We start from the raw sequence: 24988 nt of genomic DNA, 5'->3' as shown, positions 1-24988 counted from the left end.
CGTGGTTGAATGACCGCTGGATCCGAGCCCGCGCCCTGAGCATGTCCGAGCCGAACCCGCCGCGCCGCCCATTGGCCACGTTCCTGCGCACAGCGCCGGGGCGTGACGCCGCGCCTGATGACAGCGAAGCACGCGAACCGATGCCACTCGATGCAGCACCGCCAGTCGATGACATCGACGCGGTAGCCGACGTTGCGCCTGCGGCCGAGGCGCAGGCTGTCGACGATCCGCGCGTTGAAGCGATCGTGGATGCCACACCGTCCCTTGCTGCCGTGGCCACCGATGCGCCGAGCTTCCTGGGTGCGCGCCCACGTGCACGGCCCACCCCACGATGGCACTGGCTGCTGGTGGCAGGCCTGGCACTGCTGCTGGTTGTGCAGAGCGTGCTGGCCGATCGCGCACGACTGGCTGCCGATGCCGGTAACCGGCCATGGATCAGTGCCCTGTGCACGGTGCTGCGCTGCAGTCTGCCGGCCTGGCGCGAGCCCACCGCATTGACCATGACCAGCCGTGAGATCCGTCCGCTGCCCGGCCAGCCGGGTGTGCTGCAGATCCAGGCCAGCATCCGCAACGACGCGCGTTGGGCGCAGGCGTGGCCGGATCTGCGCCTGTCGCTGTCCGACGCCGATGGCCGTGCGATCGGCACCGGCGTGTTCGCACCGGCGCAGTATCTTGGCGAGAATCCCGGCACCGCCCCGCTGGAGCCGGGTCAAAGCGCACGCATCGCCTTCCGCGTGCAGGAACCGGCAGCCTCCACCGTCGCATTCACGTTCGAGTTCCTGTAGCCCTGTCAACGGCACTGGCGGCGGCCTGGTCGTGGCAGGCCGGGCACGCTCGCGCTAGACTGGCCCCCATCACCTCATCCGGTCCGGCGCCCCGCGTGCATGGACCAACCAGATCGGGAACCCCCTTGAACGCTGTCCTCTCTCGTCCTGACAACAGTCGTGGCGCTGCCCGGCCACCGCTGCGTGAACACGTGGCCCAGTCCGTGCGCCGTTACCTGCGCGACCTCGATGGCTGCGATGCGGACGATGTCTACGAGATCGTGCTGCGCGAGATGGAAATCCCGTTGTTTGTGGAAGTGCTCAACCATTGCGAAGGCAACCAGAGCCGCGCAGCGGCGATGCTGGGCATCCACCGCGCCACGCTGCGCAAGAAGCTGAAGGAATACGGCATCAGCGCGTAGGCTGATGCCCGCCGGGCATGGCCCGGCGCTACCAACCCCGGTTCACCGCGGTTGCGCTAGATCCACGCCCTGCGTGCGCACCACCAGTAGATCCACGCCATGCGTGGATGAAGCCCGGCGAATTCAACCGCCGCCGCCAGCCTTCCAGTAGTACCGCACCACATGGAAGAACACCGGTGCGGCAAAACACACCGAATCCAGCCGGTCGAGCATGCCGCCATGGCCCTCGATCATGTTGCCCCAGTCCTTGATGCCGCGGTCGCGCTTGATCGCCGACATCACCAGGCCGCCCCAGAATCCCATCAGGTTGATCAGCAGCGACAGGCCGAACGCCTGCAGTGGCGTGAACGGGGTGATCCACCACAGCGCCGCACCCAGTGCGCTGGCACACAGCACGCCGCCCACGAAGCCCTCCACCGTCTTTGAAGGCGACAGTTTCGGCGCGATCAGGTGCTTGCCCAGCAGCTTGCCCCAGATGTACTGCAGCACGTCCGAGGACTGCACCACGATCACCAGGAAGGCAAACAGCAGCACGTTGCGCGCCGGGTCGTAGCCGGGCACGCGCAGGTTCAGCAGCAACGGCACGTGTGAAATGCAGAACACGCAGATCATCAGGCCCCACTGCACCTTGGAGGTACGTTCCAGGTAGTGGGTGGTATCGCCGCCGATGGTGGCCAGGATCGGCAGGAACAGGAACGCGTAGACCGGGATCAGCAGCGTGTACATGCCGTACCAGTCGATCCACACCAGGTAGTACTGCCACGGCAGCACGATGTAGAAGGCGGCAAGCAATGCGTAATAGTCACCTGACCGGGTCGGCGCCAGGGTGATGAACTCGCGCAGTGCGAACAGCGAGATGATGGCAAACAGCACGATCACCCCGGCACGCCCGAAGAACAGCGCCAGCCCGACCACGATCGCCATCACCCACCACGCGCGGATACGCGACACCAGGTTGGCGATAACAGCGCTGGGCGCGCCGCGCTGGCGCCACCGCAGCGTCTCGGCCACCAACGTGGCCAGCACCAGCACCGCGCCCACACCGGCAAACAGCAGGCCGGTCTGCTGGCCGACGCTGCGTGCGGCAAGGTCACCGGATACATCGATCATGAAACTCATGCGCGGCCCCCGTTCGGCGCCAGCGCCAGCAGCGCCTGCCGGCTGCGCGCAAGGAACGCCGCCTTGTCCTCGTCGGCCTGCAACCGCAACGGCGTACCGAAGGTGGCCGTGCACAGCAACGGCAACGGCAGGAAACGCCCTTTGGGCATCACCCGCTTCAGGTTGTCGATCCACACCGGGACGAACTCCAGCTCGGGTCGCTGCCGGGCCAGGTGATAGATGCCGCTCTTGAACGGCAGCAGCGGCTCATCGCCGATGTTGCGCGTACCTTCCGGAAACAGGATCAACGAACAGCCCTCGTCCACCGCATCACGCAGTACCTGCAGCGGATCCTGATGGCGGTTGCCCGCCTCGCGTTCCACCAGTACGCCATTGAACACCGCATCGATCAGGTACCGACGCAGGCCATCGCGCTGCCAGTACTCGGCGGCGGCCACCGGCCGCACCTGTCGCCGCAGTGCCGGCGGCATCGACGACCAGATCAGCACGAAGTCGCCATGGCTGGCATGGTTGCCGTAGTACACGCGATGCTCGCTGGACGGCGCACAGCCGACCCACAGCGCGCGTGCACCGGTCACCACATGGATGGCCGCACTGCAGGCCCGGGCGATCAACTCAGCAAACATCATCGTCTCCCATCAGGTCTGCGGCCACAGCACGGCCAGCAGCAGTGCGGCAAACTGCAGCAGCGTAGCCGCGAACTGCCGTACCAGCAGGCGGCGCATGCCCATCCAGCGTGCGTCCCAGCCGCGCAGCGGCGCCTGCGCGTCCAGCCTGCGCAGGCCGGCCGTGTGCAAGGCCTGGTCCACACGTTGCGCGGCCAGCTCACCCTGCAGGCCTTCCTGCTGCAGCAGGCGCAACAGGCTGGCATCAAGATGCACACGCACCGCGTAGTACGCCTGCAGTACGCCGGCCACCACACTCAGCAACAGCAGGCCGGCAGCCACCATCGCCAGCCCGGGCTCGATGCCCAGCAACACCAACGCTACCAGCAGCAACCCCAGCGACAGTGCCGCAGGCAGGCGTCCCTGGCGCAGCAGCAGGTGCATCATCGGCAGATCGGGTCCGGCACTCATGCTGTTCTCTCCTGCGCGGCGGCGGCCGCGATGGTCTGCAGATGAACCTCGTGCAGCACGATGGACGGCCGCGCGGCACGCACCCTGGCCACCGCATCGGCCACGTTGCCCACACGACTACTACGCAGCAACCAGGTCGCCACGCTGGCGGCACTGCGCGAATAACCCAATGCACAGCAGACCAGCACCGGCCCCTGCGCGCGCAGGCGCTCGATGGCATCGGCAGCGTCGCGCAGCTGCGCGGGGGTCGCCACCACCAGGTCCAGCATCGGCACGCCGGCATACGCTGCACCCGGCGCGCAGCAGGAAAGCTCGGCACAGGTATCGATCACGCCCCGCAGCGGCGCCGGCAGCGCGTTGCACGGCAGGCGTCCCAGCCAGACATCATCGGCCACCTGGACCGGCTGCGGCGCGCGTCGCGTCCACAGCCGCGAATTGATCCAGGCAGCGGCCAGATACGGCGCCAGCAGCCAGCGCGCGGCCATCGTCAGCCGGCCATCGCTGCGCTTCTGGAACACGGCCGTGCCCAGGCCGGCGTAGGCCAGCGCCACCAGCAGCAGCGATACCACCGGCCACAGCAGCCAGAGTGCGGCACCGCGCAGCATCACCACCGGCACCAGCAGCAGGCCGGCACCAAGCAGGTAGAACGCTGCCAATCGCCAGCGCCTGGGGTCACGTGCGGTCTGCCAGGCGCGCAGGGGCGGCATGCCCTGCTCCGGCCACAGCCACACGCACAGCCAGCCGGCCAGCAGCCCGGTGGGAATGTCGATGAAGTGATGCTGGAAGGTGGTGAGCACCGAAATGCCGATCAGCAGCGCCCAAGCGTGCAGCACCCAGCGCCAGGCGCCATGCAGGTACTGCGCGAACTTCACCCACAGCACGATCAGCAGCACGATGTGCAGCGAGGGTGCCTGGTTGAACGGCTTGTCGAAGCCCAGCAGCACATCGAACAGCCAGCCGAACACACCGCCGATCTCCGGCCGTTGAAAGCTGAATCTCAGGGGCCACAGCAGGAAACACGCCACTGCGATCACCTGCGCGCTGAGCAGGCGAAGCGCATGCCGGTCCAGTTCCAGCCGGCGCCTGCACAGGAAGAACGAGATCGCATAGAACAGGTCGATCGACCAGTACGGCACGATTGTCCACGGCACGAACGGAATCTGCGTTTCCCAGGCGAACGCCATCACCGGCAGTTCGGCATGGCGTCCGGCCATCCAGTTGGCAAAGCCATAACTGGCGAAGAAGAACGGTCCCAGCAGTGCCAGCCACAACAGGGCGCGTCGCCAGGGACGCGCCTCGCTGGCCAGTGGGGTTGCTGCCAGCGTCGCCATCACGCGATCCGGCGCGCCAACGACACGGTGAAGATGCCGAAGTCATCGATGCGCTGGGCCACCTTCTGGAAGCCGGCCAGACGCACCAGCTCATCCATCTCGTGCTGGGTGCGACGGCGCATCACCCATGCCACGCCATCGCGATGGCTGGTCAGCGCACGCGCGATGAACTCCAGCTGCGGATGCCACGGCTGGCCGGTGTAGGCCAGATAGCCGCCGACCGGCACCGTCGCGGCAATCCCCTGCAGCGAGCGCAGCACCGCATCGTTGTCCGGGAACAACTCATACAGGCCCGATACGACTGCCAGCGTAGGTGCGGGGTCCACGGTCGCCAGCTGCGCCGGATCGAACGCGTCGCCCTGTTCGAAGCGGGCAATGTCGGTCGCGCCGAGGCGCTCGATCAGCGCCCTGCCCTGGGTGACGTTCAGATCGCTGAAATCACGCAGCACGATGCGGTCCGCACGCTGCTCGCCCGTTCCCAGCGCTTCCAGCACATAGCGGCCATGGCCGGCGGCCACGTCCAGCACGCGTACCGGCGCGCCCTGCCCGCGCAGGCGCTGGGCAGCATCGCGCAGCAGTTCCTGCAGATGCTTGCCGCGTACACGGATGCCACGCCAGCCGATCGCATCCAGATAGTTGCGGTCGACCATGCGGCCCAGCGGCCCCTTGCCGCGCGCCTGGTCGCGATAGATGTAATCCAGCGTGCTGCCCGAATCGAAACCGGTCTGCAGGCCCAGCGCGATGCCTTCAGACAGCGTGCCGCCGAAGCGCAGGCCGCCACGCACCACGCGCCAGCGCAGGTCAGCCAGGCTGTTGCGCTCTGGCGGCCAGGCCAGGATCTCTGATTCCTCGAAGGTCGGGCCATGCCGATGCGCGTCGCGCCGTGAAAGTTCGCGCAGCGGCTCGGCAAAGCGCGCCTGGATGAAGCTGCGGATGCGCGCCAGCGCCGGTGCACGGTCACGCTCGCCCAGGGTGTCGTGGAAGAAGCCGGGCAGATGCACGCGCTCCTTGATCGGGCTGGACAGGCGCTCGTAGAAGCGATCCTGCGGACCGCGATGGACCACGAAATCCGAGCCGGAGACCAGCAGCTGCACCGGTACGCTGATCGCCTGCGCATCGGCCACGATGCGGTCGGCCGCCTCGTACAGGCCCAGCAGCACGCGCACCGAAATCGGCCGGGTGATCAGCGGATCGGTGCGGTAGCTTTCCACCCGCGCCGGATCGTGCGTGAGCCACTGCGGCTTGACGTAGCTGTTGACGAAGAAGTTGCCGCGCAGCTTCTGCATCAGCGTCAGCCCAGCGCGTGCGAACGGCACGTACAGCTTCACCTTGAACGCCGGCGAGGCCATCACCAGCGCACGCAGGCGCGGTGCGTAATCGTGCACCCAGGTCGCGGCCACCACCGCGCCCACGCTCTGCGCGATGACCACGATGTCTTCCACCGCGATGCCGTGCTCGGCGCCGATGTGGGCGATGAAGCTGTCCAGGTCGCGTACCAGCGCCGGAAAACCGGGCGCATCGCCGCGGGTGCCGGGCGAGCGGCCATTGCCGCGCGCGTCCCAGGCAAAGAAGGCGGTGTCGGGCAGGTCGAGCTCATCGACCAGATGGGTCACCCGTCCCGAATGCTCGTGCCCGCGATGCAGCAGCACGATGGCCTTCGCTGGCGTGGTTGTCGTGGTGCCCGGCCAGTACCGGTAAAACAGCGGTACCTGGTCGAAGCTGTGGAATTCCCGTTCCTGCGCCTGACGCATGCAATCTCCGTATTGGTATGGCGTGTAGTCTTGCTGTTTACCGCTGCGGAGTCGCCGCGGCTTCCTTCAGTCCCTGCCGCACGCGGTTGATCATCGTCACCGCACACAGCACTGCCGCAAGCGTGGCCACCGCGCTGACCGTGGTCGCACCGGCCCAGCCGAACGCCAGCGCCAGGCCCAGCACACCGATCACGAAGGCGCGGTCGCTCTTGCCCATCGGGCCGTCGTAGCGTCGGCTGGCACCGACCATCAATCCCAATACACCGGCGTACTCGCTCAGGGCCGCGGCCCAGGCCAGCAGCCACAGCGCCTGCGCATGCACGCCCGCCACGCTGAGCAGGCTCAGGTACAGCGCCGCATCGGCGATCACATCGCACAGCTCATTCAGATAGGCGCCCAGCTTCGACTGCTGGCCGAACTCGCGCGCCAGCATGCCGTCGACGGCGTTGAGTGCCATGCGCAGCAGCATCCACAGCGGCAGGGCCAGGTACAGCAGCGGTCGGGTGGGCGCGTAGTACCAGACCCCGGCAGCCACCAGCAGCGAAACCACGGCCGCAGCCACGGTCACCGTGTTGGCGGTGATCCCCATGCGGTACAGCCCGCGTACGGCCGGACGCAACAGGTCCTGGAAACGTCCTTTCAATGCATAGATCGACACGATCTGAACCCGCTAATCCTTGGCAGTGCGGGCACAGCCTACCCCATCAAATGCAGGTACCGGCAAATTCCGGCCGAGCCAGCCAGTCCTGCCACGGCAGGTCGGGATCGATATGCCGGCGCAGCCAGGCCACATCGGGGCGCTGCTGCAAGGCATTGCGTACCGCCTGTGCGGCCCGTAGCTGCGCCCCCGCATCGGCGAACCCGCCCTGCAGCATCAGCAGCCGGTACACGCCACCGGGTGAGCGCTGGAAGTGGATGATGCCGCCGGCAGGCAGCACGATCGCGCCCTCATCCAGGCCACCGGCATACAGATGCAGCTCGAAGGGGTCCAGCCAGCGCCGCGCGTGCATCACCTGCAGCAGCTCGGCCAGGCTCGGCGCGCGCCGATGCAGCCCGATGGCATCGCCGTACCAGCGCTTGTCGTCGTCCAGGTAGACCTTGAACGTCAGCCGCCGCCAGCGCCGGTGCTCGCGGCGCTGTACGTCCCAGGACAGGATCTCCGCATGTTCGCCCCAGCGCTCCCCGGCTTCGGCCTGCAGCGTGGGTACGTCGGCCGGGCCGACCCATGCCGCGCCCTGGCCGCAGCGCGCGTGGCGCACATAGCGGGCCAGCAACAGCAGCGCGCCCTCGGCGTCGAGAGCGGCCTGCAGGCGGGTGGCGACGGTCATGGAGCGGCATCCTGCGCGTGGAACAGGACGCACCGTGCCGTCCCAGACCGCCGCTGGCAAGCCCGCCGGCGGTGCCCCTCGCGGCCAACCCGGCCCTGCACGCGGCGAATCTGCCCCTGCGGCACCCGCCAACGCCCCCCACCGCCTACAATATCGGCCCCGCTCCGCTGCCGATTGCCCTGTCCCCATGACTGCTGATCTGTTGCCCGTCCGCCGGGCCCTCCTCTCCGTTTCCGACAAGACCGGCCTGGTCGAGCTGGCCACCGCGCTGGCTGCACGCGGCGTGGAGCTGCTCTCCACCGGCGGTACCGCCAAGGCGATCCGCGATGCGGGCCTGGCCGTGAAGGATGTGGCCGACGTCACCGGCTTCCCGGAAATGATGGATGGCCGGGTCAAGACCCTGCATCCGATGGTGCACGGCGGCCTGCTAGGCCGTTCCGGGCTGGACGATGCGGTGATGGCCGAGCACGGCATCGGCGCCATCGACCTGCTGGTGCTGAACCTGTACCCGTTCGAATCGGTCACCGCCAAGGCCGACTGCAGCCTGGCCGACGCGGTGGAGAACATCGACATCGGCGGCCCGGCGATGCTGCGCTCGGCGGCCAAGAATTTCGCCCGCGTGGCCGTGGCCACCGACCCGTCGCAGTACGCTGAACTGCTGGCCTCGCTGGAGGCCAACAACGGCCAGCTGAGCGCCGGCACCCGCTTCGCGTTCTCGGTGGCCGCGTTCAACCGCGTCGCCCAGTACGATGCGGCCATCAGCAACTACCTGTCTGCGGTCACCGCCACCGACGCTGCCGTGCCGGTGCGCGCCGAGTACCCGGCGCAGATGAATTCCACCTTCGTGAAGGTGATGGACCTGCGCTATGGCGAAAACCCGCACCAGAGCGGCGCGTTCTACCGCGACCTGCACCCGGTGCCGGGCACGCTCGCAACGTTCCAGCAGCTGCAGGGCAAGGAGCTGAGCTACAACAACCTGGCCGATGCCGATGCAGCGTGGGAATGCGTGCGTCAGTTCGATGTGCCGGCCTGCGTCATCGTCAAGCACGCCAACCCGTGCGGCGTGGCCGTCGGCGCCGGCAATGGCGATGCCTATGAGCTGGCCTATGCCACCGACCCGACCAGCGCTTTCGGCGGCATCATCGCCTTCAACAAGCCGCTGGACGCGGCCACCGCGCAGGTCATCCTGGACCGCCAGTTCGTGGAAGTGCTGATCGCCCCGGACTACGAGCCGGCTGCGCTGGAATATGCGCAGAAGAAGGCCAACGTGCGCGTGCTGCGCATTCCGCATGGCGACGGCCTGAACAACTTCGACAACAAGCGCGTGGGCTCGGGCCTGCTGCTGCAGTCCTCGGACAACCGCGGCATGACCCGCGACGAATTGAAGGTGGTCAGCAAGCTGGCACCGACCGACAAGCAGTTCAGCGACCTGCTGTTCGCCTGGAAGGTCGCCAAGTTCGTGAAGTCCAACGCGATCGTCTACGCCAGGGACAACCGCACCATCGGTGTCGGCGCCGGCCAGATGAGCCGCGTGTATTCGGCACGCATCGCCGGCATCAAGGCGGCCGACGCGAACCTGGTGGTCGAAGGTTCGGTGATGGCCTCCGATGCGTTCTTCCCGTTCCGCGACGGCATCGATGCCGCTGCTGCTGCCGGCATCAAGGCCGTGATCCAGCCGGGCGGTTCGATGCGCGATGCTGAAGTGATCGCCGCCGCCGACGAACATGGCCTGGCCATGGTGTTCACCGGCGTCCGCCACTTCCGCCACTGATACCGGGATCGACACGGATGTCTGCACTGTCCTTGAAACCGCTTGCCATGCTGGCCTTCGCTGGCACCGCCCTGCTGGCCGGCTGCAAGCCAGCCGCCGAGCCGGCCGCCGACGCCAAGCCCGAACAGGCGCCGGCGGCGGCGGCCGAACCTGCCACGCATGTCAGCCGCACCGCGCGCCTGCAGGCGTTCCTGGCCACGCGCTATGGCAGCAATGCCAAGCTGTCCGGTGAATGGCGCGGCAGCTGGACCCAGGATGATGAAACCCGCCCCATCGACTGGCAGGTCTGCGCCGAGCAACCGGTGGTGACCGGTGACAGCTGGCAGCAGCTGCTGGCGGTGTGTGGCGCGCTGGCCGATGGCGCGCACATCGACCCGGGAACGATCGACTTCTTCGTGCTGCGGCCCAAGGGCGATGGCTTCGAGGTGACCAGCGAACTGACCGGCGAACGCTTCGGCAGCGGCGGCCAGCCGGGCTCGGCCAGTGTCATCCGCGCCGGCAGCGACTTCTACGGCTTCCGTGTCGAGGACGGTTGGTTCGGGCAGGGCTTCTCGCTGCTCTCGCAGACGCTGGTGCTGCCAGGCCCGAACGGACTGGTCGCCACCGGCAACGTGCGCAGCCACATCGACAACGATGCCCAGTACGAATGTGAGAACGTCGACGCGGCCACCGACCCCGACACCGCCAATGACTGCCGCACCCGTCGCTTCAGCATCGATTTCGCGCTGCGTTTCGACGACAGCGACCGCAGCGCACGCGTCTGGCCGCTGCTGATCGAAGAAAGCGGCAACACCTGTGGCGGCAAGCGGGTGCAGCAGCAGCACCGCTTCACCCTGGACCCGAAGACCTGGACCTATTCCTTCCCCGAATCGCTGCGACGCGAAGGCTGCGAGTGAACCACGCGCGCCGCCGGGGATATCGACCTTCCCTTCCCACGCAATCTGGAATCTCGTGATGAACGTACTTGTCATCGGCTCTGGCGGCCGCGAACACGCCCTGGCATGGAAGCTGGCCCAGTCCTCCCGTGTCACCGAAGTGATCGTGGCACCCGGCAACGCCGGCACCGCCAGCGAAGACAAGTGCCGCAACGTGGCGGTCAAGGTCACCGACATCGACGGCCTGCTCGCACTGGCCCAGGCCGAAGGCGTGGCGCTGACCGTGGTCGGCCCGGAAGTGCCGCTGGTGGCCGGCGTGGTCGACCGCTTCCGCGCTGCCGGCCTGCGCATCTTCGGGCCGACCGCCGCCGCCGCGCAGCTGGAAGGCAGCAAGGCCTACGCCAAGGATTTCCTGGCCCGTCACAACATCCCCACCGCGTTCTACGCCGTGCACACCGACGTGGACGCCGCGCTGGCCTACATCCGCGAGAAGGGCGCACCGATCGTGGTCAAGGCCGATGGCCTGGCCGCCGGCAAGGGCGTGATCGTGGCGATGACCCAGGCCGAAGCCGAAGACGCGGTGCGCGACATGCTGTCGGGCAACGCGTTCGGCGATGCCGGCGCACGCGTGGTCATCGAGGAGTTCCTCGATGGTGAGGAAGCCAGCTTCATTTCGATGGTGGACGGCGTACACGCACTGCCGATGGCTACCTCGCAGGACCACAAGCGCGTCGGCGACGGCGATACCGGCCCCAACACCGGTGGCATGGGCGCGTACTCGCCGGCTCCGGTGGTGACGCCGGAGGTGCATGCGCGCGTCATGCGCGAGGTGGTCAACCCGACCGTGCAGGGCATGATTGCCGATGGCATCCCGTTCACCGGCTTCCTCTACGCCGGCCTGATGATCGACGCCAGCGGCGCACCGAAGGTGATCGAGTTCAACGTGCGCTTCGGCGACCCGGAAACGCAGCCGGTGATGCTGCGCCTGCAATCGGACCTGGTCGAGCTGCTGGAAGCGGCCATCGATGGCCGTCTGGACCAGATCGAGGCGCAGTGGGATCGGCGCCCATCGCTGGGCGTGGTGCTGGCCGCGAAGCCGTACCCGGAATCGCCGATCACCGGCGATGTGATCTCCGGCCTCGACGAGGTGCCGGCCAGTGCCAAGGTGTTCCATGCCGGTACCACGCTGGATGCGCAGGGCCAGGTGCTCAGCGCCGGCGGCCGCGTGCTGTGCGTGGCTGCACTGGGTGACAGCGTGCGCGAGGCACAGGCGAACGCGTATGCCGGCGTGGCCAAGGTGACCTGGGCCAATGAGTTCCACCGCAACGACATCGGCTGGCGGGCGATCGCACGCGAGGGATGAACCTCGCATTGCATCCGCCAACACGGACGGCCCGGCAATGCCGGGCCGTTGTCATCGGATGCGGAATGCGGCGCGCAGCGTCACCTCTTCACGGTCATCGCCATCCTCATGACAGAGCACCAACGCTCCGCCCAGCGCATCGCACAGGAGCGCGTGCAGATGATCGGAACGGACGTTGACCTGCAGCCATAGGGAACGCTCGCTTTCGCGCGTCAACCGCACGTCGTAGTCGGCTTCGCTGCACAGTGCCGGATCCCTGAGCCAGAGCTCGCCGCCGTGCGCGGCGACACAGGCGGCATCCCCGGCCAGTGCATCCATCGCCCGCCGCATCGCCGTTGCATCATCGAACACCAGTCTGTACTCGTAGCTCATTTCGACCATCCAGCACGTGCGATCCTGCACGACGGAAAAAGAAAGGCCCGGCAGTGCCGGGCCTCTTCAACATCGCAGCGCCTGACCACCTTACGCGGTGAACAGCGCCTTCATCTTCTTCAGCGCATTCGCCTCGACCTGGCGGATACGCTCGGCCGACACGCCGTACTCGTCGGCCAGTTCCTGCAGCGTCACCTTGCTGTCGGCATCCAGCCAGCGACGACGGATGATGTCGCGCGAACGCGCATCCAGTTCGGCCAGGCCTTCGCGCAGCAGCTGCATCTGGTTGTCTTCGCTGTCGGCACGCTCGTACGCCATCGACGGGTCTTCGTCGTTGGCCACCAGGTACGCAGCCGGCGACGGCGGCGCATGATCGTTGTCCTCGTCGGTCGGCGCATCGAAACCGATATCGCGGCCGGACAGGCGCGACTCCATTTCCATGACCTCGCGCTCGGACACGTTCAGGTCCTTGGCCACCGCGCTGACTTCGGCCGCGTTCATCCAGCCCAGGCGCTTCTTCGACTTGCGCAGGTTGAAGAACAGCTTGCGCTGCGCCTTGGTCGTGGCGACCTTCACGATGCGCCAGTTCTTCAGGATGAACTCGTGCATCTCGGCACGAATCCAGTGCACGGCGAAGGACACCAGGCGCACGCCCATGTCCGGGTCGAAGCGCTTGACCGCCTTCATCAGGCCGATGTTGCCTTCCTGGATCAGGTCACCCAGCGCAAGGCCGTAGCCGTTGTAGCCACGGGCCACATGCACCACGAAGCGCAGGTGCGAATGCACCAGCTCGCGGGCAGCGTCCAGATCGTTGCCGTCGCGGAAGCGACGGGCCAGGTCCTGTTCGTTATCGACCGACAGCACCGGGATCTGGTGCACGGCACCGATGTAGGCGTCCAGCGAACCGAGCGCACTGGGAATCGGCAGATTGTTTGCCACAAGGGCAGTAGAGGTGTTCTGGCTCATAGGCACCCATCTTAGCAGTCCGGGATTTGGACTGCTAAAGGAGGAAAAAGTTCCAGCGTTCCGTGAATGCAACACTGGCCCCAAACAGAGCCCTACCGTAACGCGATTTGATGACAGTGGCGAGTGCGCTTTTCGGGATGGACAATCCCTTTCAATTCAGCCCGTTAGCATCAGAAACCCGGCCAATTCGGGTCAAAACCAGCTGAACGGGCGGTCTTTCCACCCATTCAGCTGCGGGGAACGTTGCCCGTCGTTCAGCCCGAGGCGGCCAGCGCCGCCCGCGGCGGAAGCGACCAGTCGATCGGGGCCTGCCCGCGACGCTGCAGGTACTCGTTGGCCATCGAGAAATGGCGGCAGCCGAGGAAGCCGCGATGGGCCGACAGCGGCGAGGGATGCGGCGACTTCAGCACGCGGTGGCGGCCGCCATCGATGACCTTGCCCTTCTGCTGCGCGTACGCGCCCCACAGCATGAACACCAGGCCCTCGCGCTCGCGGTTGAGCACATCCACCACGTGGTCGGTGAAGCCTTCCCAGCCACGTCCCTGGTGGGCGCCAGCCTTGCCCTCTTCCACCGTCAACACCGCATTGAGCAGCAGCACGCCACGTTGCGCCCAGGGAATCAGGCAGCCGTGATCGGGCCGCGGCAGGCCGAGGTCACCCTCGATCTCCTTGTAGATGTTCAGCAGCGACGGCGGCACCGCTGTGCCGGGCTGCACCGAGAAGCTCAGGCCGTGCGCCTGGCCGCGGCCGTGGTACGGGTCCTGGCCGAGGATGACTACCTTCACCTGATCGAACGGGGTCGCATCGAACGCGGCGAAGATCTGCGGGCCCGGCGGGAACACTGCCGCGCCACTGGCCTTGCGCTGGCGCAGGAAACTGGACAGCTCGCGCATCTGCGGCTGCAGCAGGTAATCACCGACACGCTGCTTCCAGCTCGGTTCCAGCTGGATCGCCGGGGTGTCCACTACTTCATCGATCATTTCAACACGGGTCCATCAGTCAATCGGGCCAGCCGCAGCTGGAACAGCACCTTGGTGACCAGCAGGCGTTCTTCGATGGGCTTGAGCACCAGGTCGTTGGCACCGGCCTGCAGCAGGCCGGTCTGGTTGTGCGGATTGCCATCGCCGGTCATCACCAGCACCGGCAGCCGGCGCTTGCCGTAGCCGAAGTCCACGCGCACGCGCTGCACCACGTCACGACCGCTCAGTTCCCCCTTCAGGGTGACGTCGGTCAGCACCAGATCGATGCGATGCCGGCTGCGGCCCAGCGATTCGGCCGTCAACAGGATGAACGCCTCTTCAGCGCTGACCACGTGCATCACGTTGAGCTGCTGGCGCTCGAGCATGCGCTTGGTCGCCTCGGCCACCACCCGGCTGTCCTCGATATACAGGATGGTCGCGCCGGGAATGGTCTGCGGCTGTACATAGCCGCGCACGAAGGTCGCCAGGGCTTCGTGCCCCAGCGACTTGTCGAAATAATCGGTGACGTATTCGGTGAAGCGGCGCTGTTCGAGATGCTGCTGGGCGTCACCGGAGACCACGATGACCGGCACGTAGGCCTGGCCGGCGGCTTCGCGGACCATCCGCGCCAGTGCCAGGCCGTCGCCATCGCGCAGGGTCAGCGAGGTGGTGACCAGATCGACCGGCCCCTGCGCCAGTGCATGCTGTGCGTCCTCGATGCTGTCGCAGCCGATCACCTCCACGCCCGGCAGATCGCGCTGCAGGACATCGGCAATCAGTTTGCGTACCAGCTTGGAACCGTCGACCACCATCACCCGCGTCGCGGGCCCTTCAAGGTGCTTCAGCGCTTGCGGTTGCATGCCGGTCTCAGGTGTCGGTCGGTCGGGTCTGGCGGAGGAAGTGGCCGGTGACCAGCCAGGCGCCCAGCCACCCCAGCAGCAGGGTGCCAAGCAGGACCAGGCTGCCGTGCAGCAGGTCCAGGCCATGCAGCACGAACGGGCTGCCATAGCTGCGTGACAGTTCGGCCAGCGGTGCACGCAGCGCGGCACCGGCAATGCCGATCAGGCCCAGCGCCACCGCACCGGCGCCCAGGCCGTACCACGCACCCAGGTACAGGAACGGGCGGCGGATGAAACCGTCGCTGGCACCCAGCAACTGCAGCACGCCGATTTCCTCGCGGCGGGCCTGGATGTCCAGGCGCACGGTATTGCCGACCACCAGCGCAGCGCCTACGCCAAGCAGCACCGACAGCACCTGCACCAGCCGTGCGCCGAACGCCAGCCATGCATCCAGGCGCTGGCGCCACAGTGCATCATGCTGCACCAGGTCGGCACCCGGCAGGCTTTCCAGCGCACGCGCCAGGCGCGCATCGTCCTGGCCCTGGCCGGGGGTGATCACCAGCAGTGACGGCAGCGGATTGTCGTTGAGCGCATCGATGGCTTCACCCAGACCGGCCTGGCGAAGCTCCTCCAGGCCCTGTTCCGGCGTACGCACGACGACGTTGCCGACATCCGGGCGATCGCGCAGCTCACCGGCCAGACGCAGCGCAGCCGGTCCATCGACATCGGCTTTCAGGAATACATTGATGTCACGCGACTGCTGGACGCTGCCGGCGAACTGCTTGAGGTTGTCCAGCGCGATCGACAGCCCCAGCGGCAACGCCAGCGCCAGCGCCATGACCATCACCGTCAGCAGGGTTGCCCAGGGCTTGCGGCAGGCACGGCCGAGACTGAACACCACGCTGTGCACGTGATGCTGGAACCAGACACCCAGGCGCGACGGCGCGGCAGCTTCGGTATTTTCGTTCTTGGCCATGGGTTACTCCGCCAGATCCTGCGGCGAGATGTCATCCACCAGCCGGCCGTGGTCGAGGATCAGCACGCGCTTGCGCATGTGACGCAGCAGCGGCAGGTCATGGCTGACCACCAGCACGCTGGTACCGCGTGAAGGCAGCTCGGCGAACAGCGCCATGATTTCCGCGGCGAGGGTCGGGTCAAGGTTGCCGGTCGGTTCGTCGGCCACCAGCAGCTTGGGCTCACCGACAATCGCGCGGGCGATGCCCACGCGCTGCTGCTCACCGGCTGACAGCTGCGAGGGCAGCGCCTTCTCGCGGTGGCCCAGGCCCATCCGTTCGAGCACCGAGCGCACGCGCTTGTTGATGTCGCCCCGGCGGGTGCCGCGCAGGATCAGCGGCAAGGCCACGTTCTCGGCAATGGAGCGGTCCATCAGCAGTCGGTGGTCCTGGTAGACCGCACCCACCGCACGCCGGTGACGGGGTACATCGCCGCCGCGCACCTTCAGCAGGTTGCGCTCGTCGAACACCACCGCGCCACGGCTGGGCCGCTCGTCGAGGTGGATCAACTTGAGCAGGGTGCTTTTGCCCGCCCCGGAATGGCCGGTGACGAACAGCATTTCGCCCGGGGCCACCTCGAAGCTGACATCGGTCAGTGCTTCATGGCCACCGGCGTACTGTTTGCTGACATTGTCGAAGCGCAGGACACTCATGCCCCGATTATGCAGGAGCGGCGTGGCGGATCGGTAGCGCCGGGCCATGCCCGGCGGAATCTTCGATCTGCCGCTGCGCTGGCCGGTCCTGCCCGGGCGCTATCCCTCGCTGCGGGCGTGAAGGACCACTAGCGCGTTGTTGTCCAGGTATTCATCCCAGAAACCGGATGGGCGCTCCTGGCGCTCCGCCGCCGTTGGCACCGGTACCTGCCACTGCAGCCCATGCAGGCCGGCGCGAGCTGCCGCCCACTCGTGCTGGTCCGCACGCCATTGATGGTCGGTGACGCGGGCCGCCGCTGCATCGGCGAACGCTACCTCCACCACGTGATGATCATCCAGCGTCTGCTGCCGGACGATGCGTGCGCCGTAGCGGGAGAAGTCGCCTCTGGCGAGCCGGAAAGCCGGATGGGTGACGATGCCCAGCAGCAGTCCCCCCGGCCTGAGCAGCTTGGCTGCGGCCCGGTACATGCGCTCCAGTTCCTGCTGCGTATCGGCGTGGTTGAACAGCCAGACCGCCACGGCAATGTCGAAGCGGGCCGGCATGTCCAGGCGGGTGGCGTCGCCGTGCTGGAACTGCATGGCATCACCGCCCTGCCGGGAAAGCACGCGTGCCTGGTCGATCATCGCGGCGGACAGATCGACACCGAGGGCACTACGTGCGCCGTGCAACAGGAGGTGGCGGCCAAAATCGCCTGAACCGCAGGCCAGATCGACGACATCCCGCCCCTGCAGTGGACCAGCCAGCTCCAGCAGGGTCCGGCGCTCGAGCGGTCGGGATGCGGACGCCGCCACATGCTGCGCGTAGTGCAGATCGAATGCGTCGTAGCACGGTACGGATGCCATCGCGTGATTCCTTCGGATGCGGGAGGAATCAGCTTGAATGGAGGCGGGCAAGCGCGGCCAGAGCCAGGTGCGACAAGGCACCTGCCCGGCGGCATCGTGGCTGTAGAGCCGAGCCCGTGCTCGGCTCAGTGCGGACCAGGGGGGCCGACTGTTAGTGGGTGCCGACCGTTGGTCGGCACACCCTTGATGTCGCCCGACCAACGGTCGGGCGCTACCACTCAGCTGCCCGACAGCATCCGGCGGATCTTGCGGCCGATGCGGGTCAGGAACGAGTCGCCGACATCAGCGCTGGTGCGCACCGGCTTGGCGACGACCTGCACCGGCTTGACCGGGCTGGCGCCGTTGCCGGTGTTGGCCACGCCCTCGGCACCTTCGACCGGACGGCCATGGCGACGACGACGGCGCTTGCGCTGCTTGTGCTCGCCGTCCTGGGCACCTTCCGGCGCACCTTCGGCGCGCGGCGGGCGGGGCGGACGCGGAGCCTGGGCCACTGCGGCCTCGGCGCCCGGCACGGGCGCGGCAGCGGTCTGCTCGCCTTCCACGCGCGGCTTGCGCGGGCCACGCGGACGGCGTTCGCCGCTGCGCTCGCCATCACGCCCACCACGACCCGCGCCACCACCACTGCCGGAACGGCTGCCACTGCGGCCACCACCACGACGCTCTTCCTCGGCCGCACGCGCTTCACGTGCTTCGCGGAAGATCTGGCCGACGCTTTCGTTCTCTTCGCCTTCCTCACCCGGTGCCGGCGCAGCGCGCTCGGGACGCGGCAGCGAGGTCAGGATCTCGCTGGTGACCGCTTCCACCGGAATCTTCTGTTCGATGTACGCCTCGATGTCCGGCAGGCCCATCGCATAGCGTTCGCAGGCGAAGCTGATCGCATCGCCTTCCTCGCCCAGGCGGGCGGTACGGCCGATGCGGTGCACGTAGTCTTCAGCGTCGAACGGCAGGTCGTAGTTGTAGACGTACTTGATGCCATCGATGTGCAGGCCACGGGCAGCCACGTCGGTGGCCACCAGGATTTCCAGCTGGCCCTTCTGGAAGCGGTTGAGCAGGCTCTCGCGCTTCTTCTGCGGCACGTCACCGGACAGCACGCCCACGCGGTAGCCGGAACGTTCCAGCGAACGGGCCACACGCTCGACGAAGACCTTGGTATTGACGAAGACCATGGTGCGCGCGCCTTCGCTGCGCGACAGCAGGCCCAGCAGCAGCGGGATCTTCTCTTCGTCGGCCGGGAAGTAGATGCGCTGGCGCACGCGCGCAGCGGTGATGGTTTCGGCTTCGACCACCAGCTTCTGCGGCTCGTTCATGTGCTCATAGGCCAGCTCGAGCACGCGGTGGCTCAGGGTGGCGCTGAACAGCAGGGTCTGGCGGGTGGTGCGCTCGGGCATGCGGCGCAGCAGGAAGCGGATGTCCTTGATGAAGCCCAGGTCGAACATGCGGTCGGCTTCGTCCAGCACGCAGATTTCGCAGGCGTGCAGCGACACCACCTTGTGCTGCTTGACGTAGTCGATCAGGCGGCCCGGGGTGGCGATGATGACGTCCACGCCCTGCTGCAGGATCTCGCGCTGCTTGTCGTAATCCACGCCGCCGTAGACCAGGGCGAAACGCAGGCCCAGATCGGAACCGAACTTCACCGCATCCTTGTGGATCTGGATGGCCAGTTCGCGGGTCGGTGCCAGGATCAGCGCGCGCGGGTCCTCCGGCTTGCGGTCGGCCAGCGCCGGACGCGTCAGCAGGCGGTTCACGACAGCGACCAGGAAGGCCAGCGTCTTGCCGGTGCCGGTCTGGGCCTGGCCGGCAACGTCGCCACCGGGTAGAGCCACCGGCAGGGTCAGCGCCTGGATCGGGGTGCAGCGGGTGAATCCGGCTCCTTCAAGACCAGCCTGCAGGGCCGGATGCAGATCGAAGGAGGAAAAGGTCAAATCGGTCAGCGGTTTGTCGCTCATGTGTCCGTCTTGGTATGGCCACGCGCCTGCAGGCGGCGGCACTGGAATCTGTTGGGGCTCCGTCGCAAACTGCGGCCCCTGCGGCGGGTCGGGCTGGCCGGGACCCCTCGGGTCCGCGCACCGCACAATGCCCCAGTTTACCGCACTCGGGCCGGCAAACCGGAATCGTCCGTCTCACCCCCAAAGGAGACAGCGCGCCTTCACAGCGCGATACCGCACTTGAACAACCCGCCGGCAGGCATTTGCCTGGCAGAGCCGCACCCCCATCTGGTGATGGACAGGGAAACAGGCCCCATGCGGTGCGCCATACGATCCCGATACGCTGGGTTCCAGCCAGCACCTGTACCCGCCCCGCGATAGGGGTACACTGCCGGCCGTGAGCGTCCAGGCATCCCGCCGAACGCACCGCGGCACCCCGTCGCGAGGCAACGACGAGGGTCACGCCACCGGGCATGGCCCAGTTCACCCACCTCCGGCCTGGCCGGGTGCAATCCAAGACGAGAAACCAAGATGAGCGACAAGGTTGTACATGTCGGCGATGCCGACTTTGATAGCGCCGTGCTGAATTCCAAGGAACCGGTGCTGGTCGATTTCTGGGCCGAATGGTGTGGCCCGTGCAAGATGATCGCCCCCGCGCTGGACGAACTGGCCGATGCCTACCAGGGCCGCGCCAAGATCGCCAAGGTAAACGTGGACAACAACCGTGCACTGGCCGCCAAGTACCACGTGCGCTCGATTCCCTACCTGGTCGTCTTCAAGGACGGCGAGAAGGTGGGCGAGCAGATCGGTGCCGTCGGCAAGGCCCAGCTGGCCGGCCTGCTCGACAAGGCCCTGGCCTGATCCTGCGCGTTACCGGCAGCCGTTCAGCACGGCTGCCGGGCGGGCGCCCCGGCGCCTGACTGAATACCGTACCCGGCGACCCTTGCGTGGCGCCGCAGGCCGATGATAGTGTCGGCACATCCGGCCGCGTTCGCGTGCCGCATCTTCTGGACGCAGTTTCTTCCAGACCCATTCCCAACGTTCGCCGCCCCAGCCGGGCGCTCGCACCTTCAAGCGAGGAATAACGCTCTTGTCCGATAACACTTCCGAAACCGGTAGCGCTGAAGCGCCCGCCGAAAAGCGCGTGCGCAAGCCCCGCGTAGCCAAGGCTGCCGCTCCGGCCGCCGCCGAAACCAGTGCTGCTCCGGCGCAGCCTGCCCTGCCGCTGGCCGCCGCGCCCGAGGCACCGGCACCTGCCGCGACACCTCCCGCGCCGAGCGCACCCGCTTCCGAAGCATCTGCCAGCAGTGGCGGTGGCGACGGTGGCGAGGGTCGCGAATCCGGCCAGCCGCGCCAGAACAACCAGGGGGGCGGCCAGAACCAGAACCCCTACAACCAGAACCAGAACCAGCAGGGCCAGGGCAATCGCCGTGACCGCTTCCGCAACCGTCGCGACCGTGATCGCAACGGCGGCGGTGGTGGCGGTGGTGGCGGTGGTGGTCGCTTCCGCGACGACGGCATGCCCAACGACAATGGCGAGCAGCAGCCGTTCGTGCCGCGCCCGCACGCCAACGTGCCCGAAGGTTTCCCGGTCTATTCGCTGAGCGACCTCAAGCGCATGCCGGCGCAGAAGCTGCTGGACATCGCCGAGCAGCTGCAGATTTCCGAAGGTGTGGCCCGTGCCCGCAAGCAGGACGTGATCTTCGCGCTGCTGAAGGTGCTGACCCGCCACGGTGACGGCGTCGCCGCCGACGGCGTGCTGGAAATCCTGCCGGACGGCTTCGGCTTCCTGCGCGCGGCCGAAGCCAGCTACCTGGCCGGCCCGGACGACACCTACATCTCGCCCAGCCAGATCCGCCGCTTCAACCTGCGTACCGGCGACCATCTGTCCGGCCGCATCCGCTTCCCCAAGGACGGCGAGCGTTATTTCGCGCTGTCGATCGTGGACACCATCAACGGTGAGCCGCTGGAAGCGTCCAAGAACAAGGTGCTGTTCGAGAACCTGACCCCCCTGTTCCCGCGTCGCCGCTTCACCCTGGAGCGCGGCAACGGTTCCTCCGAGGACATCACCGGTCGCATCCTCGACCTGATGGCACCGCAGGGCAAGGGCCAGCGCTCGCTCATCGTTTCCCAGCCGAAGGCCGGCAAGACGATGATGATGCAGCAGGTGGCCACCGCCATCACCACCAACCATCCGGACGTGCACCTGATCGTGCTGCTGATCGACGAGCGCCCGGAAGAAGTGACCGAAATGCAGCGCACCGTGCGCGGCGAGGTCATCAGCTCGACCTTCGACGAGCCGGCCGCACGCCACGTGCAGGTTGCCGAAATGGTGATCGAGCGCGCCAAGCGCCTGGTCGAGCACAAGAAGGACGTGGTGATCCTGCTCGACTCGATCACCCGTCTGGCACGTGCCTACAACAACGTCGTGCCGAGCTCGGGCAAGGTGCTGACCGGTGGTGTGGACGCCAACGCCCTGCACCGCCCGAAGCGCTTCTTCGGTGCCGCACGTAACGTGGAAGAAGGCGGCAGCCTGACCATCATCGCCACCGCGCTGGTCGACACCGGCAGCAAGATGGACGAGGTGATCTACGAAGAGTTCAAGGGCACCGGCAACAGCGAAGTGCACCTGAGCCGCCGCATCTCTGAAAAGCGCGTGTTCCCGGCCATCGACATCAACCGTTCGGGCACCCGCCGCGAAGACCTGCTGATCGAACCGGAACTGCTGCAGAAGATCTGGATCCTGCGCAAGCTGCTGCATCCGATGGATGAAATGGCCGCGATGGAATTCCTGCTCGACAAGATGAAGAACACCAAGTCCAACGACGAGTTCTTCGGTTCGATGAAGCGCTGATCGCGCGTTGTCGATGCACCAGCAAAAGGCCCCGCACTGCGGGGCCTTTTCGTTGCGGCCGGACGACCGACCACGCACGGCGTTGTTCTGCGGGAAGGCCTGCGCGTGCCGGCTTTCACTCCGGACGCGAAAATTGTGGCGATAATGCGACCTCGCCCCTATCGCGCACTGCGCGGCGGGCCCTGCCCGCCCCATGTTGCTCCGCATGCGCACACTCTCCCCCCGCCTCAACCTGGGCAAGCTGATCCTTGCCCTGGCCCTGCTCAGCGCCGTCATCGCCCTGGCCAACACGCTGCTCGCCAGCTATCGCGTGCAGCGTGACCAGCTGGTGGGCAACACGCTGGAAGCCAACCGCGTGTACGCCACCAAGCTGGCCGAGACCACGCAGAACTTCCTGTTGTCGGCGCAGCAGCAGTTGGCCTATGCCGCTGCCCGGCTCGGCGACAGCGACATGGATCCGGTACAGGCACAGGATGAAGCCAGCCGCCTGCAGCTTCAGTCCAGCAGCTTCAATTCATCGCTGGTGGTAGCCAGCGACGGCCGCGTGATCGCCACCTCGCCGCAGACACTGCAGCTGCAGGGCGAGATCCTGCGCAGCGCCGGCAGCAAGGCCGCACTGGACAAGCGCGAGCCGATGATCAGCGATCCCTACCAGTCGGCCACCGGCAAGCTGCTGATCTCCATTTCGCACCCGGTGTTCGACCGCAAGGGCCAGTACCGCGGCTATGTCAGCGGCACGTTGTACCTGCGCCAGCGCAGCGCGCTCAACACGCTGCTGGGAACGCACTACTACCGCGATGGCTCCTACCTGTACGTGGTGGACCGCCACGGCCGGCTGATCTACCACAACAACCCGAAGGAAGTGGGCACCTACGCGCTGAACAACCCGGCGGTGAAGGAAGTGATGCGCGGCCAGCGCGGTGCGCAGCAGGTACGCAACAACCACAGCGTGGCGATGCTGGCCGGCTACGCGCCCGTGGCGGCGACCGGCTGGGGCATCGTTGCCCAGCGTCCGACCGAAGCGACGCTGCAACCGTTGTCACGGTTGATGTCGGCGGTGATCTGGAACGCCATTCCGCTGGGCGTGCTGTCGCTGCTGATCACCTGGTGGTTCGCGCGCCGCATCTCGCTGCCGCTGTGGCAGCTGGCGCGCAATGTGCAGGACGGCGAAGACACCGGCAATGCGATCAGCCACGTCAATGGCATCCAGGCCTGGTACTTCGAAGTGGCACAGCTGAAGCAGGCGGTGCTGTACAGCTTCAATGCGCTGCAGGACCGCATCGGCACGCTCAACCGCGCCAGCCGCACCGATCCGATGACCGGCCTGCTGAACCGCCGAGGCCTGCAGCAGGCGCTCGACGCGCTTCAGGCCCAGGGCCTGCCGTTTGCGATCCTGGCGCTGGACATCGACCGCTTCAAGTCGATCAATGACAGCCATGGCCATGACGTCGGCGACGCCGCCATCGTGCATATCGCCGAACAGATGCGCCGTCATTCGCGTGAGACCGACGTGTTGTGCCGCGCTGGCGGCGAGGAGTTCCTGGTGCTGCTGCCGGGCGTGTCCGTCGATGCGGCACGGCAGACGGGCGAACGCCTGCGGCAGGCGATCGCCGAACAGCCGTTCGAGCCGGTCGGCACGATCACGGTGTCGCTGGGCGTGGCCCACTTCCCCAGCTTCCATACCGACCCGGAACAGGCGCTGCGGTTGGCCGACAAGGCCCTGTACCTGGCCAAGGAACAGGGGCGCAACCGGGTGGTGGTATACCCGCACGCCGACTGACGGCAGCGCCGGGAATGCCCGGCGCCACCTACCGGGGCGTCAGCCCAACGGGGTCAGCAGGCGCGGGCCTTCCTCGCGGCCGACCATGTAAACGCCACCTTCGGGCAGCAGATCGGTTCCCGCGGCCTTCGCATCCTCGCGCGTCTTCCACGGAGCCTGCTGGCGCGGGCCAGGAATATAGGCCGACCAGCGACCATAGCGGTCTTCCCGCCGATCGAACGCATAGTGGACGGGCACCCGCACGGTCCAGAACTCGCGGTCCTTGTCCGCACCGGTGGTGGGCGGACTGAAGGTCCAGTCGCGGGCAGTCTTCACGCTGGCCTTGGCCAGTACATCGCGCAGCATCTGCATCGTGCGCTCGGACCCGACCGCGGTCAGGTTGGTCCGCTCGGCGACCACGTCGGCGACCTTGCCATCACGCCCCACTTTGACCAGCAGCAGCACCACGCCCTGGCCACGGATCGAAGCCGCCTTGTCCGGGTAAACCGGCGGACGCATCTTCACCGCGGTGATGTCATCGCTGGTCAGGTTCTTTTCGTCGCGGATCCTGCCGAAGTTGGCGTCGGCCACCCGGATCTGCATGGTGCTTCCGGTCATGTTGTCGGCCAGCAGGCGCAGGCGGACGGCGGTACGCGCCGGCACCGGCCGGCCCTCGACCATGACCGGCTCGAAGCGCCACCCCTTGACGGTTTCATCGACGAGCGACGCCACATCGGGGCTGACCTTCTCGCGATGATCGAGCTGGAAACCCTCGACTCCGCCGTCACGACCGATGTCGATGACACCACTGAGCGTCATGCTGGCCTCTGTCTGCTGGCGCACCTGCCGCGCGGTCTGCGCCTGGGCGGTATCAACCAGGATCGCACCGCTACCGAGGGCGAGCGTCAGGGCGAGGAAGAGAGAAGAACGCATCACAGCCACTCCTTGTGCATGGAAGCCAGAGCGTACCCGAGGTGACGGGCCCGGGCATCCCTGAAGACGGCA

General features: G+C 67.1%; 24 protein-coding genes. 8 read left to right on the top strand and 16 right to left on the bottom strand.

Annotated features, from left to right (window positions below; genetic code table 11):
• Positions 1-41 precede the first annotated feature (41 nt).
• Complete coding sequence (locus ACVOLJ_RS03685) at positions 42-785, top strand: DUF3426 domain-containing protein (RefSeq protein ID WP_481563475.1); 744 nt, start codon at positions 42-44, stop codon at positions 783-785.
• A gap of 125 nt (positions 786-910) precedes the next feature.
• On the top strand, positions 911-1186 hold the full coding sequence (gene fis, locus ACVOLJ_RS03680; protein WP_006397198.1) for a DNA-binding transcriptional regulator Fis: 276 nt from the start codon (positions 911-913) through the stop codon (positions 1184-1186).
• A gap of 123 nt (positions 1187-1309) precedes the next feature.
• Here the strand turns inward: fis and ACVOLJ_RS03675 are convergent, their stop codons facing one another.
• The 7 genes from ACVOLJ_RS03675 to ACVOLJ_RS03645 are packed head-to-tail and all read right to left on the bottom strand — an operon-like array spanning position 1310 to position 7791.
• Positions 1310-2305, bottom strand: coding sequence for a phosphatidate cytidylyltransferase (locus tag ACVOLJ_RS03675; RefSeq protein WP_475278513.1), 996 nt, complete (start codon positions 2303-2305; stop codon positions 1310-1312).
• On the bottom strand, positions 2302-2931 hold the full coding sequence (locus tag ACVOLJ_RS03670; RefSeq protein ID WP_025878621.1) for a lysophospholipid acyltransferase family protein: 630 nt from the start codon (positions 2929-2931) through the stop codon (positions 2302-2304). The genes ACVOLJ_RS03675 and ACVOLJ_RS03670 overlap by 4 nt, the downstream gene beginning before the upstream one ends.
• A gap of 12 nt (positions 2932-2943) precedes the next feature.
• Positions 2944-3381: a hypothetical protein gene (locus ACVOLJ_RS03665; protein WP_475278514.1), complete on the bottom strand. Its 438-nt coding sequence runs from the start codon at positions 3379-3381 to the stop codon at positions 2944-2946.
• Entirely contained in the window at positions 3378-4712 is a 1335-nt protein-coding gene (locus ACVOLJ_RS03660) for a phosphatase PAP2/dual specificity phosphatase family protein (RefSeq protein WP_481563474.1), read from the bottom strand. The genes ACVOLJ_RS03665 and ACVOLJ_RS03660 overlap by 4 nt, the downstream gene beginning before the upstream one ends.
• A complete protein-coding gene (locus ACVOLJ_RS03655) occupies positions 4712-6463 on the bottom strand; it encodes a bifunctional alpha/beta hydrolase/class I SAM-dependent methyltransferase (RefSeq protein WP_475278516.1) in 1752 nt (583 codons plus the stop codon). Before ACVOLJ_RS03655 ends, ACVOLJ_RS03660 begins: the two co-directional genes overlap by 1 nt.
• Before the next feature lie 37 nt (positions 6464-6500).
• A complete protein-coding gene (locus tag ACVOLJ_RS03650; RefSeq protein ID WP_475278517.1) occupies positions 6501-7121 on the bottom strand; it encodes a CDP-alcohol phosphatidyltransferase family protein in 621 nt (206 codons plus the stop codon).
• Between the two features lie 46 nt (positions 7122-7167).
• A complete protein-coding gene (locus tag ACVOLJ_RS03645) occupies positions 7168-7791 on the bottom strand; it encodes a hypothetical protein (RefSeq protein ID WP_481563473.1) in 624 nt (207 codons plus the stop codon).
• Positions 7792-7978: 187 nt separating this feature from the next.
• On the opposite strand from ACVOLJ_RS03645, the gene purH reads away from it, so the two are divergent.
• Genes purH through purD form a run of 3 tightly spaced genes read left to right on the top strand, consistent with a single transcriptional unit; the run spans position 7979 to position 11800 of the window.
• Complete coding sequence (purH, locus tag ACVOLJ_RS03640) at positions 7979-9562, top strand: bifunctional phosphoribosylaminoimidazolecarboxamide formyltransferase/IMP cyclohydrolase (RefSeq protein WP_475278519.1); 1584 nt, start codon at positions 7979-7981, stop codon at positions 9560-9562.
• A 17-nt stretch (positions 9563-9579) separates the two neighbouring features.
• Complete coding sequence (locus ACVOLJ_RS03635) at positions 9580-10458, top strand: hypothetical protein (protein WP_481563472.1); 879 nt, start codon at positions 9580-9582, stop codon at positions 10456-10458.
• A gap of 58 nt (positions 10459-10516) precedes the next feature.
• A complete protein-coding gene (gene purD, locus ACVOLJ_RS03630; protein WP_475278521.1) occupies positions 10517-11800 on the top strand; it encodes a phosphoribosylamine--glycine ligase in 1284 nt (427 codons plus the stop codon).
• A 51-nt stretch (positions 11801-11851) separates the two neighbouring features.
• Here the strand turns inward: purD and ACVOLJ_RS03625 are convergent, their stop codons facing one another.
• The 8 genes from ACVOLJ_RS03625 to rhlB form a co-directional block, all read right to left on the bottom strand.
• Positions 11852-12172: a hypothetical protein gene (locus ACVOLJ_RS03625; protein WP_475278522.1), complete on the bottom strand. Its 321-nt coding sequence runs from the start codon at positions 12170-12172 to the stop codon at positions 11852-11854.
• Positions 12173-12262: 90 nt separating this feature from the next.
• The gene (rpoH, locus tag ACVOLJ_RS03620; protein ID WP_481563471.1) at positions 12263-13138 is read right to left on the bottom strand and encodes an RNA polymerase sigma factor RpoH; all 876 of its coding nucleotides are present in this window, start codon (positions 13136-13138) and stop codon (positions 12263-12265) included.
• A 254-nt stretch (positions 13139-13392) separates the two neighbouring features.
• On the bottom strand, positions 13393-14118 hold the full coding sequence (gene ung, locus ACVOLJ_RS03615; RefSeq protein ID WP_481563470.1) for a uracil-DNA glycosylase: 726 nt from the start codon (positions 14116-14118) through the stop codon (positions 13393-13395).
• A complete protein-coding gene (locus ACVOLJ_RS03610; RefSeq protein WP_475278525.1) occupies positions 14115-14957 on the bottom strand; it encodes a response regulator in 843 nt (280 codons plus the stop codon). Before ACVOLJ_RS03610 ends, ung begins: the two co-directional genes overlap by 4 nt.
• Positions 14958-14964: 7 nt before the next feature.
• The gene (gene ftsX, locus ACVOLJ_RS03605; RefSeq protein WP_475278526.1) at positions 14965-15912 is read right to left on the bottom strand and encodes a permease-like cell division protein FtsX; all 948 of its coding nucleotides are present in this window, start codon (positions 15910-15912) and stop codon (positions 14965-14967) included.
• 3 nt (positions 15913-15915) lie between these two features.
• A complete protein-coding gene (gene ftsE, locus ACVOLJ_RS03600) occupies positions 15916-16602 on the bottom strand; it encodes a cell division ATP-binding protein FtsE (protein WP_475278527.1) in 687 nt (228 codons plus the stop codon).
• A 99-nt stretch (positions 16603-16701) separates the two neighbouring features.
• Positions 16702-17496 (bottom strand): class I SAM-dependent methyltransferase, encoded by a 795-nt coding sequence (locus ACVOLJ_RS03595; RefSeq protein WP_481563469.1) that lies wholly within the window; start codon positions 17494-17496, stop codon positions 16702-16704.
• Between the two features lie 167 nt (positions 17497-17663).
• Complete coding sequence (gene rhlB, locus ACVOLJ_RS03590) at positions 17664-19391, bottom strand: ATP-dependent RNA helicase RhlB (RefSeq protein ID WP_475278529.1); 1728 nt, start codon at positions 19389-19391, stop codon at positions 17664-17666.
• 510 nt (positions 19392-19901) lie between these two features.
• Here rhlB and trxA point away from each other — a divergent pair.
• The 3 genes from trxA (at position 19902) to ACVOLJ_RS03575 (ending at position 24004) form a co-directional block, all read left to right on the top strand.
• Positions 19902-20231 (top strand): thioredoxin, encoded by a 330-nt coding sequence (gene trxA, locus ACVOLJ_RS03585; RefSeq protein WP_025878607.1) that lies wholly within the window; start codon positions 19902-19904, stop codon positions 20229-20231.
• Positions 20232-20460: 229 nt separating this feature from the next.
• The gene (gene rho / locus ACVOLJ_RS03580) at positions 20461-22224 is read left to right on the top strand and encodes a transcription termination factor Rho (protein ID WP_475278530.1); all 1764 of its coding nucleotides are present in this window, start codon (positions 20461-20463) and stop codon (positions 22222-22224) included.
• A 205-nt stretch (positions 22225-22429) separates the two neighbouring features.
• Positions 22430-24004 carry a sensor domain-containing diguanylate cyclase gene (locus ACVOLJ_RS03575; protein ID WP_475278531.1) on the top strand — a complete coding sequence of 525 codons (1575 nt, stop codon included), beginning with the start codon at positions 22430-22432 and terminating at the stop codon, positions 24002-24004.
• A 39-nt stretch (positions 24005-24043) separates the two neighbouring features.
• Here ACVOLJ_RS03575 and ACVOLJ_RS03570 read toward each other — a convergent pair whose 3' ends face one another.
• Positions 24044-24916, bottom strand: coding sequence for an energy transducer TonB (locus ACVOLJ_RS03570; protein WP_481563468.1), 873 nt, complete (start codon positions 24914-24916; stop codon positions 24044-24046).
• Between the last annotated feature and the right edge of the window lie 72 nt (positions 24917-24988).

This window comes from Stenotrophomonas sp. STEN046, from assembly GCF_056759755.1.
Note: the sequence above shows the minus strand (reverse complement) of the source record. Positions and strands in the feature narration are given on the sequence as shown.